Genomic DNA, 11,606 nt, shown 5'->3' on the forward strand with positions numbered 1-11,606 from the left:
TTAGAGATAATACTTGACAGGTCTGGCAGTGACAATTCTATTGATTTGCAGGGTATTATGGAGGGGTTAGAACAGGTAATGTAGCGATTGGGAGTCAACTTATGCAAGCTATCCTTTTAAGCCGCGAAGAAGTTGCTCAACGTGCAGAGCAACTGTACGAAAGCAGAATCCGCCAAGAAGTGGAAGTTGAAGAAAATATTGGCAAGATGGTCATCATAGACATTGAGACAGGTGACTATAGGATTGATGCAAATGGCTTACGCGCTGCTGACTTCTTGAGCGAGAAGCACCCCCATGCTCGACTCTTTGGGATTAAAATTGGGTACAACGTTGCTGCCGCTTTTGGTGGGGGTGTTATGGAGCTTGTAGTCAAGTGATTTCAGGGATTGTGGCTGAGTTGAGTCCCCAAAGGTAATCAGCGATCGCAAAGCATAAGTAATTTATAGGCGATCGGGGCATAACAAATCATTGGAGCGGACAGAAAGGTAATATTTTGGTTTAATTTAAGTTGAAGGCGATCGCTTGCCGCTCAATTTAGCCGTTAGCTGGCTTTTAATTATTTATGAGGGCAGTATTTGTAGAAGATCTGTTTCGTTTGAATCTGTTTCGTTGGGTGAATTGAATGCCGATTGAAGTAGGAATTTGGCGGTTGGGGGCTAAACCTGAAAAAGTAGCGATTTCTGCAATCAACTCAGAGTCAAGGTTGGAGGATGCGCTTGTTCAAGACATTTCTATCTTGTCTGCTCAATTGATGTTAATTGGACGGCAAGTTGCAACATCTTATGGCAAATTCATCGATATGTTGGCGATGGACATGTCAGGGAATTTATCCATTATTGAATTAAAGAAGAGCCGAACCCCTCGTGAAGTAGTAGCACAATTACTTGATTATGCTTCCTGGGTTCAATCACTTTCTTATGAAGAGATTGCAGCTATTTACTCAGACAAAAATCCTGGCAAGAAGTTAGAAGAAGGTTTTGATGACGCTTTTGGAAGCAGTCTACCAGAGCAAATTAATCAACGTCACGAACTGATCGTAGTTGCATCGGAACTTGATACCAGCACAGAGAGAATCATTAATTACTTAACTGATAGTTATGGAGTGCCTATCAATGCTGTATTCTTCCGTTTCTTCCGTGATGATGATCGCGATTATTTAGCGCGAACTTGGCTTGCTGAACCTGAAGATGTTGAGCGCAAGGTAAGTAAATCGACTGCTAGAAAAGGCAGTGAGGCTTGGAATGGGCGAGACTTTTACATCAGTCTTGGTGAAGGTGAGCACCGAAGTTGGGATGATTGTCAGAAATACGGTTTTGTATCAGGTGGTAACGGGAAGTGGTACAGCCAAACACTGAAATCACTTTTCCCAGGCTCACGTGTATTCGTCAACATTCCAAAAACAGGCTACGTTGGAGTTGGTGTAGTAAAAGATACTGTTGTCCCTATCAGAGATTTCAAAGTATCGCTTGATGGGCAAGAAATATCCATTTTACAAGTTCCACTTATAGCTCCTAAAATGGATGAAAACATTAATGACCCAGATTTGTGTGAGTATCTTGTTCGTATTGAATGGATTAAAACAGTTCCTAGAAGTGCAGCATATTGGGAGAAGGGGCTTTTTGCACTCCAGCATACAGCGTGTCGTATGACGAGTAGTTTTACAATTGAGAGACTATCGCAACATTTTGGGCTCGATGACTAAAGGGAAGGTCGATGGTGTCCCAAAGAGTGCGATCGCCACTGCGTTTTGCCGTTATGCCAGAAGTGTTGAATCTTAAACACAAAAGTATAAAAACTTTCTTAAGATTTCCGGGTATATTGAAAATACAAGTCAAGGGAACCGGAGTGATACATTTATGCAAGTGAGTCAACTCTTGAGACAATACGAGGAAGGAGAAACCAATTTTACAGAAGTAGACCTCCAGGGTGCAGACCTATCGGGAGTGATTTTAATTGGTGTCAATTTGTCCAGGGCCAACCTAACGGGAGCAAACTTAAGTCGGGCTTTCCTGAGTCGGGTCAAATTGAATGGAGCCTGTTTGCATCGAGCGAATTTGAGTTATGCCAAAATGAATGAGGCAAAATTAGGGGATACGAACCTAACCAAAGCCAATTTGACGGGGACTTTTTTAGTTAAAGCCAAACTTCCTAATGCTAATTTAAGCGGTGCAACTTTAGCCGGAGCTAATTTAAGAAGTGCCAGCTTACCGAATGCCAATTTATGCTCGGCAAACTTACCATTCTCGAATTTAAGAGAAACAAACTTAACCGAAGTTAACTTAAAATGGGCGAATTTAGTTTCGGCAAAACTCAGTGGGGCTAATTTATTAGGGGCGGAATTAACGGGAGTTAATTTACAAAAAGCCTACTTAAATGGGATTAAATTAAGTCGCGTTAATCTGGATGGAATTAATCTCCATGAAGCCAGACTAAATGGGGCTGATTTAGAGGAAGCCACCCTAATTAATGCCAATCTCAGTCAAGCCCAAATGCGAGGAGTACGGTTAACCAAAGCCGATTTAACCGGAGCTAATTTAGAACAGGCGAGTCTAATGTGGGCAAATTTAAACTGGGCAAAATTATCACAGGCGGACTTAAGAGATGCGGATTTAAGAGATGCTTCACTATTGGGAGCAACCCTGGAAAATACTCAATTCCAAGGGGCACAATTACCGCAAGCTTTAAAACTTTATCTGGATTTAGCAACAACCTGCTCTAATTTATATCAAGGTCATACTCAAAACTGTGCAGTTGAGTTAAGATAATCACAATTCAGATTTAACAGCACATCAATGGTGACAGATTATATTGTAGTTTTTGTTACGGCAAGTTCTCGTTCAGAAGCGGAAAAAATTGCTCAAGTGTTAGTGGAAGAAAAACTAGCAGCTTGCGTCAGTTTAATGCCGATTCATTCTATTTATACCTGGAAATCAGAATTATGCCGGGAGGATGAATGGCAATTAATCATTAAAACAGCTATTAGACAGTTTGAAGATTTAGAAATAAGAATTAAACAACTGCACTCCTATAAAGTACCAGAAATTATTGCTTTACCGATTATCAAAGGTTCGGTAAGTTATTTAAGCTGGATTTCTGAAGAAACTCAAACTCTTTAAAAACTTCGTTTTCTCTTAATAACTTTATTCTCTTTTATGATGTATCATCGCTCATAGAAAAATAATCAACCTTAAAGGATTCTGGAACAATGGCTAATAATTTTTTCAGTCGGATTGTCATTTCTACTTGTCTATCTTTGCCCCTAATTGGTTTAACTGCTTTGAGTTCTTTAGCTGATGTGATTACCATTTCAGTAATTAATAATAGTGGAAAAGCGATGACGGCTGTGTATATCTCAGCCCCAGATCAAGAGGATTGGGGTGATAATGAGCTCCCAGAAGCAATTGGCGATCGTGATAAACAGGATTTTCAGTGGGATCAAGCCGACTATGGGGGTTCAGATGCGGGTTGTATCTTTGATGTTCGTGCTGAATATGAAGATGGAACATCTACGGATTTGATGGATGTTGATTTGTGTAACGAAGCATCCTTAAATTTTAAATAAGTTAATCGGTATTGGTCTGGAAAATCGAATATTTCAAACCATACCCTAGGTATTTCTTCGTAGGTTTGGTTACAGCAAAAAAAACCAACCTACAAGATAGTTATATTTGGGGCGGTATAGGTTGCAAAAAAGTGACTTCCCGCAAGAATACTTCTTACGATATAATTTTTCTTGTCCAAGGGGTCAGACCAAACACCCAAGTCCACAGTCCCCAACTAACCAGAACGATTACATAAAGGATTGATCAATATGGCTACTTTTCAAGAAAAAACTGGTGCTGACAACCCCTTGAATGGTTTCGATGTTGGGAATAATAGTGCCCCCAGCGTTGCCGATCTTGACAAGGATGGGGACTTAGATGTTGTGGTTGGGAACGGCGATGGCAAGCTCAACTATTTCCAGAACAACAACGGAATTTTCACTGAGCAGACGGGTACGATCAACCCCTTCAATGGTTTCAGGAAAGGCATTGTCAGTACCCCCGCCCTTACTGATATTGACAAGGATGGGGACGTGGATGTTTTTTCTGGGAACATCAGCGGTACGCTCAACTATTTGCAGAACAACAACGGAATTTTCACTGAGCAGACGGGTGCGACTAACCCCTTCAATAGTTTCCAGGGTCAGCGTTATAGTGCCCCCAGCTTTGGCGATCTTGACGGTGATGGGGACTTAGATGCTGCAATTGGGAACGTCCTCGGCACGATCTCCTATTTGCAGAACAACAACGGAATTTTTACTGAGCAGAAGGGTGCAGCCAACCCCTTAAATGTTGTTGTAAATATTGGGCCGCTTAGTAGGCCCAATCTTGCCGATGTTGACAAGGATGGGGACTTGGATGCTGTTATTGGCACTAATCAGGGTACGCCCGAATACTTTCAAAACGACAACGGAATTTTCACCCAGCAGATCGGTGCCGCCAACCCCTTCAGTAGCCTAAGTTTGGGGATTAATAGCACCCCCACTTTTGCCGATTTTAACAAGGATGGAAACTTGGATGCTTTTGTTGGGAACGCCGACGGCACAATCCGATATTTTCAGAACACCACGCCTCCACCTATAGAACTTCTGATTAACGCTGTACTCCCTTTTAATAATGGGGTACAAGTTCCGGTGGCGAATGACTTAACGGTCTATTACAACCAACAGATTGTCAAAGGCACTGGCAATATTGTTATTAAGAATGCTGCGGGAAATATTTTTGAAATCCTAGATATAAATTCACCTAATATTACAATTAATAGTTATGAACTTGTTATTAACCCCACCAATGATTTAGCAGGACAAACACGATACACCGTTGAAATTTCTCAAGGCGCGCTTGTAAGTTCATCTGGATCACTACCCTCTAAAGCAACAACTGCTAAAGACTGGAGTTTTACAACCGTTGATAATATTCCACCCACCATTACGAACCTAAGTCCCGCCGATGATAGCATCGGCAAAATAGCGTTGTTTGGCAACTTAGATATCACATTCAACGAACCCGTTTCTAAAGGGACTGGTAATATTGTTATCAAAAGACTCTCGGATAATTCTATTTTTGAAACCATATCGGTGACATCACCCAACATCAGTTTTTTGACGGCTGGTGGAGCTAGTCTTCAGGTATTTATCAACCCCACAAACGATTTGGCATCGGAAACAGAATATTACGTTGAAATTGACAATACAGCCTTTAAAGATTTGAGTGGCAATGCCTTTGCGGGCCTGAGTGGAAATAGTGCCTGGAATTTCAAAACTCCTGATCGGACTCCTCCAGTCCTGACCAGTTTATCACCAACGGATAATACTACAGGAGTTGCCCTAGGAGATAATTTAATTGTCACCTTCAATGAAGCTATTCAGAAAAGTAATACGGGCAATGTCACGATTAAAAAATTATCAGATGGTTCAATTGTTGAAACCCTAGCGGTTAATTCCCCCAGTCTCACAGTCAATGGCAATCGACTGATTATTGACCCCACTGCCAATTTAGCTCCGGGCACAGAATATTATGTAGAAATTGCTCCCATAACTATTGCTGATTTAGCCGCCAATCCCTTTCTTGGAATTAGTGGGAGTACGCAATGGAATTTCACAACTGTCCCTGATGCCGTTAACCTGTCCATAAGCCCCACCACCGGAACAGAAGCCAACACCACCAGTATTACCGTCACTGCCACGGCTGCCCTGCCCGTTGTTGGCGACCAAACCGTTGATTTAGCGTTAACTGGAAGTGCCACCGCCCTTGACTTCGTGGGAACCCTCCCCAATAAAATCACCATTCCCAACGGTAGCACCACCGGACAAGTCACCTTCACCATTACTGACGACAAACTTGATGAAATAGACGAAACCGCTAACCTCGCTATCAGTAACCCCAGTGCTGGCATTGTCTTAGGGCCAACCACCACAGGCAGTTTCACGATTACCGACAACGACACGGCAGGATTTCAATTTATTCCCATTTCTGGCAATACCAGCGAACTTGGAGGTCAAGTCACCTTCGGCATCCGTCTCAGTTCCCAACCGACGGCTGACGTTACCCTCAGTTTCAGCAGTAGTGACACCACCGAAGGAACCGTAGCCCCCACCACCGTTACCTTTACCCCCGCTAACTGGAACAGTTATCAAAAGGTCACTGCCACCGGGATAGACGACCAGATCATTGATCAAGATCAAGCGTACAAAATTCTCAGTGCCCCCGCCACCAGCACCGACACCAACTATAACGGCCTCAAACCCGCCGATGTCGATGTTATCAATACCGACAACGACCTCCCCGCCGTCACTATCACCCAAAACGGAGGCAGCACCGACGTTACAGAAGCAGGAGCTACCGATACTTATACCATACAATTAAATACCCTACCTTTGGGTGATGTCACCATTACCGTCACCGCCGATGCCCAAGCCCAAGTTAGTACCGACGGGGCTACCTTTGGCAACAGCAAAACCGTCACCTTCACGCCCGTCAACGGCCAAACCCCCCAAACCATCACCGTCAAAGCCGTAGATGATACCGTAGCCGAACATAACCATACCAGCAGTATTACCCACGCAATTACGGCCAGTGCCACGCCCAACTATCCCACCACCATGCCCATCGGCCCGGTGAATGCCCAAATTACCGATAATGATATTACCTACACTGTAGTTGGCAGCACCACCACCATTAAAGAAGGCAATACGGGCAACCAAGTTATTAGTTTTACGATTACTCGCGGGGGCGAAACCCAACAACCCAGTAGTATTGATTTCAGTTTCGGGGGAACCGCCAGCAATGGCACAGACTATAATAACCCCAACGTCACGGGTACGGGAGTGAGTGCTACAAACAGCACCATCAACTTTGCCGCCAACGCCACCACCGCCACCATCGCCGTTGAAATCTTGGGAGATGCCCAAGTCGAACCCGATGAAACCCTCAGCCTCACCCTCAGCAACGGCAAACCCGCAGGGACAGCTACTATTACAGGTTCACCCCTGAATGTTACCCTCACCAACGACGACACCCCCGGAATTGTTCTTAAACCCAAAAACGGATTAACCACCACTGAAGCCGCCGCCACCGATAGCTTCACTGTCCGGTTAAGCAGCCAACCCAGCGCCGACGTCACCATTGGGTTAACCAGCGATAACACCGCCGAAGGCACATTATCAGCCAATAGCGTTACCTTTACCCCGAGTAACTGGAATACTGCTCAAGCTGTTACTGTTACTGGAGTCGATGACAATATTATTGATGGCAATAAACCTTATAAAATTGTCACCGCCGCGGCCACCAGCACCGACACTAACTATAGCGGCTTAGACTCTAACGATATCGGTGTTAACAACCTCGATAACGACCTGGCTGGGTTCACGATTTCGGCTATTAGTGGCAACACCACAGAAGTTGGAGGGACTAGCACCTTTACTATCCAACTCAAAACCCAACCCACCGCCGACGTCACCCTTCCTTTAAGTAGCGATAATACCGCCGAAGGCAAGGTTTTACCCGCTTCTGTCACCTTTAATTCAACTAACTGGAATCAACCCCAAACCGTCACCGTTACCGGAGTTGATGATAGTATTGCTGACGGGAATCAAAACTATAATATTGTTACCGGAGCCGCCACCAGTACCGATACCAACTATAACGGCATTAACCCCAACGATATTGGGATTGATAATCTTGATAACGACGTGGCCGGGGTCACAATTGCTGCTATTAGTGGTAAAACCACAGAAGCCGGAGGTACAGCCACCTTTACGATTCAACTCAGCAGTCAACCTACGGGTAATGTTAGCTTTAATTTAAGTAGTGATAATCCCGGAGAAGGCACCCTCTCCGCCAAAAGCGTTAGCTTCGATGCCACCAACTGGAATATCCCCCAAACGATTACTGTTACGGGCGTCGATGATATTTTCTTTGATGGCGATAAACCCTATAATATTGTCACCACAGCCATCGGCAGTCAAGATCCCAGTTATAACGGGATTAATCCTAACGATATCGCCGTCACCAATAGCGACAACGACAGTCCTGGGTTCATCGTAGTACCCGTCGTTAGCAATACCACAGAAGCCGGAGGTACCGGAGGATTTGTCATTTATCTCAACGGTCAACCCACGGGGGATGTCACCCTTCCCCTGAGTAGTGATAACACCAATGAAGGCACTGTAATCCCGGCCGCCGTTACTTTTAATGCCACCAACTGGGATATCCCCCAAACCGTTACGGTTCTGCCAGTCGATGATCCGATTGTGGATGGGGATAAAGCCTATAATATTGTCACCGGAGCCTCTACCAGTACCGATACCCGCTTTAACGGTATTGACCCCAACGATATTCCCTTCATCAACACCGACAACGACATTCCAGCGTTTATTATCTCCCCCATCAGTGGCAATACCACAGAAGCCGGAGGTCAAGCCACTTTTACCGTCCAACTCAACGGTCAACCCACCGCCGACGTCAGCCTTGGGTTAACCAGTGATAACCTTGCCGAAGGCACAGTCTTACCCGCCGCCGTCACCTTCAATTCAACTAACTGGAATACCCCCCAAACCGTTACTGTCACCGGAGTTGATGATGCTATTGTTGATGGCGATAAACCCTATAAAATTATTACCGCCGCCTCTACCAGTGCAGATACCCGATTTAACGGTATTAAACCCAAGGATATTGATGTCACCAATAGCGATAACGATGTTCTTCCCGTCGATAGCACCCCACCGGTGGTAATCAGTTTAACCCCAACCGATGATGCCACAGCCGTAGCCGTAGGGGATAACTTAATCATTAAATTCAGTGAAGCCATTCAGATCGGCAGTGGTAATATCGTGATTAAGAAACTCTCCGATAACTCCATCGTCGAAACCCTGAATGTAAATTCCCCTAAAGTCAGCATCGGGACAAACAAAAAGGATAAAGTCGCCAGTCTACTCATCCTTAACCCCACCGCCGACTTAGCCCTAAGTACAGACTATTATGTAGAAATTGCCCCAACCGCCATTCAAGACAAAGCCGGAAATCCCTATACTGGTATCAGTGGCAATACAACCTGGAACTTCAAAACCGTTGATGCTCCACCTGCCATTCCCCCCGTCAACCTTTTCCTATCCCAAACCACAGGCAGCGAAGCCGGGACAACCAGTATTACCGTCACCGCCACCGCAGCAGCAGCCGTTATTGGCGACCAAACCCTAGACCTGGTGTTAAGTGGAGATGCCAGTCTAGCCGATTTCATCGCACCAGTCCCCAACAAAATCACCATTCCCAACGGTAGCAGCAGTGGACAAGTCACCTTCACCATTGTTCATGACCACCTCGACGAAATCGACGAAACCGCGACTCTGACCATTAGTAACCCCAGCGCTGGAATCGTATTAGGGCCAGACATTACAGACAGTTTCACCATCATCGACAACGACAGCGCCGGATTTCAAATTCAACCCATCAGTGGCAATACCAGCGAAGCCGGAGGTCAAGCCAACTTTGACCTGCGCCTCCTGAGTCAACCCAGCGCCGATGTCAGCCTCAGTTTCAGTAGTAGCAACACCGCCGAAGGTACCGTCGCCCCCACCACCGTCACCTTTACCCCCGCTAACTGGAACAGTTATCAAACCATCACCGCCACCGGGGTAGACGATTTAGCTGCCGACGGAGATCAGTCCTACAAAATTCTCAGTACCCCCGTCATCAGTGCCGATAGCACCTACAACAACTATAAACTCGCCGATGTCGATGTCATCAACACCGATAACGACATCCCTGGAGTCACAATTACCCAATCGGGAGGCAGTACCAATCTCACAGAAGCCGGAAAAACAGATACTTATGAAATACAATTAAATACTCAACCCCTGGGGAATGTCGAAGTTACTCTTACCTCCGATGCCCAAGCCGAAATCAGCTTAGACGGCGTTAACTTTGCCCCATCTCAAATCGTCAACTTCACCCCCACCACGGGCATCACTCCCCAAACTATTACGGTCAGGGCGATTGATGATGGTGTTGCTGAACATAATCACAGCAGTAGTATTACCCACGCGATTACTAAAAGCACAGCCCCTAACTATCCCACCACCCGACCCATTGGTGCGGTGAATGCCCAAATTGTTGATAATGATATTACCTACAATGTGATTGGCAGCAGCACCCAGATTGCAGAAGGGAATACAGGTAGCCAAGTCGTCAGTTTCACCATTAGCCGGGACGGGGAGACTCAACAGGCCAGTAGCGTTGATTTCAGTTTAGGAGGCACCGCCAGCGTTGGTACAGATTACAATAACGTTCTGGTCAGTGGTAGTGGAGTCAGTGCTACGGGCAGTAAGATTAATTTTGCTCCCAATGCCACCACTGCCACGATTGCGGTCGAAATCCTGGGTGATACTGTTGTTGAAGCTAACGAAACCCTAGAACTTAGTCTGAGTAACGGTAATACCGCCGGGACAACTACAATTACGGGTTCTCCAGTCAGTCTAACGATTCAAAATGATGACGTCCTCCCCGTCGATACCACCCCACCGGTGGTAATCAGTTTAACCCCAACCGATGATGCCACAGCCGTAGCCGTCGGAGATAACTTAATCATTAAATTCAGTGAAGCCATTCAGATCGGCAGTGGTAATATCGTGATCAAGAAACTATCCGATAACTCCATAGTCGAAACCCTGAATGTCAATTCCCCTAAAGTCAGCATCGGGACAAACAAAAAGGATAAAGTCGCCAGTCTACTCATCCTTAATCCCACCGCCGACTTAGCCCTAAGTACAGACTATTATGTAGAAATTGCCCCAACCGCCATTCAAGACAAAGCCGGAAATCCCTATACTGGTATCAGTGGCAATACAACCTGGAACTTCAAAACCGTTGATGCGCCCCCAGCCATTCCCCCCGTCAACCTTTTCCTATCCCAAACCACAGGCAGCGAAGCCGGGACAACCAGTATTACCGTCACCGCCACCGCAGCAGCAGCCGTTATTGGCGACCAAACCCTAGACCTGGTGTTAAGTGGAGATGCCAGTCTAGCCGATTTCATCGCACCAGTCCCCAACAAAATCACCATTCCCAACGGTAGCAGCAGTGGACAAGTCACCTTCACCATTGTTCATGACCACCTCGACGAAATCGACGAAACCGCGACTCTGACCATTAGTAACCCCAGCGCTGGAATCGTATTAGGGCCAGACATTACAGACAGTTTCACCATCATCGACAACGACAGCGCCGGATTTCAAATTCAACCCATCAGTGGCAATACCAGCGAAGCCGGAGGTCAAGCCAACTTTGACCTGCGCCTCCTGAGTCAACCCAGCGCCGATGTCAGCCTCAGTTTCAGTAGTAGCAACACCGCCGAAGGTACCGTCGCCCCCACCACCGTCACCTTTACCCCCGCTAACTGGAACAGTTATCAAACCATCACCGCCACCGGGGTAGACGATTTAGCTGCCGACGGAGATCAGTCCTACAAAATTCTCAGTACCCCCGTCATCAGTGCCGATAGCACCTACAACAACTATAAACTCGCCGATGTCGATGTCATCAACACCGATAACGACATCCCTGGAGTCA

General features: G+C 46.0%; 6 protein-coding genes. All 6 read left to right on the forward strand.

Features of this window, described 5'->3' with window-relative positions:
• Positions 1-101: 101 nt before the first annotated feature.
• The gene (locus PL9631_RS04260) at positions 102-377 is read left to right on the forward strand and encodes a hypothetical protein (RefSeq protein ID WP_083617385.1); all 276 of its coding nucleotides are present in this window, start codon (positions 102-104) and stop codon (positions 375-377) included.
• Between the two features lie 245 nt (positions 378-622).
• Positions 623-1,702, forward strand: coding sequence for an endonuclease NucS domain-containing protein (locus PL9631_RS04265; protein ID WP_083617387.1), 1,080 nt, complete (start codon positions 623-625; stop codon positions 1,700-1,702).
• Positions 1,703-1,856: 154 nt separating this feature from the next.
• On the forward strand, positions 1,857-2,765 hold the full coding sequence (locus tag PL9631_RS04270; RefSeq protein WP_083617389.1) for a pentapeptide repeat-containing protein: 909 nt from the start codon (positions 1,857-1,859) through the stop codon (positions 2,763-2,765).
• Positions 2,766-2,792: 27 nt separating this feature from the next.
• Positions 2,793-3,116, forward strand: coding sequence for a divalent-cation tolerance protein CutA (cutA, locus tag PL9631_RS04275; RefSeq protein ID WP_083617391.1), 324 nt, complete (start codon positions 2,793-2,795; stop codon positions 3,114-3,116).
• A gap of 89 nt (positions 3,117-3,205) precedes the next feature.
• Complete coding sequence (locus PL9631_RS04280) at positions 3,206-3,562, forward strand: hypothetical protein (RefSeq protein WP_083617393.1); 357 nt, start codon at positions 3,206-3,208, stop codon at positions 3,560-3,562.
• Positions 3,563-3,811: 249 nt separating this feature from the next.
• Positions 3,812-11,606, forward strand: a 7,795-nt coding sequence (locus PL9631_RS04285; RefSeq protein ID WP_197046263.1) for an Ig-like domain-containing protein, incomplete at its 3' end; no start/stop codon positions are given.

This window comes from Planktothrix paucivesiculata PCC 9631 (assembly GCF_900009265.2).
Classification (GTDB): domain Bacteria; phylum Cyanobacteriota; class Cyanobacteriia; order Cyanobacteriales; family Microcoleaceae; genus Planktothrix; species Planktothrix paucivesiculata.

Coding starts and splice junctions, on each gene's coding strand:
- PL9631_RS04260 (WP_083617385.1), top strand. CDS start 102: ATGCAAGCTATCCTTTTAAGCCGCGAAGAAGTTGCTCAACGTGCAGAG.
- cutA (WP_083617391.1), top strand. CDS start 2,793: ATGGTGACAGATTATATTGTAGTTTTTGTTACGGCAAGTTCTCGTTCA.
- PL9631_RS04265 (WP_083617387.1), top strand. CDS start 623: ATGCCGATTGAAGTAGGAATTTGGCGGTTGGGGGCTAAACCTGAAAAA.
- PL9631_RS04270 (WP_083617389.1), top strand. CDS start 1,857: ATGCAAGTGAGTCAACTCTTGAGACAATACGAGGAAGGAGAAACCAAT.
- PL9631_RS04280 (WP_083617393.1), top strand. CDS start 3,206: ATGGCTAATAATTTTTTCAGTCGGATTGTCATTTCTACTTGTCTATCT.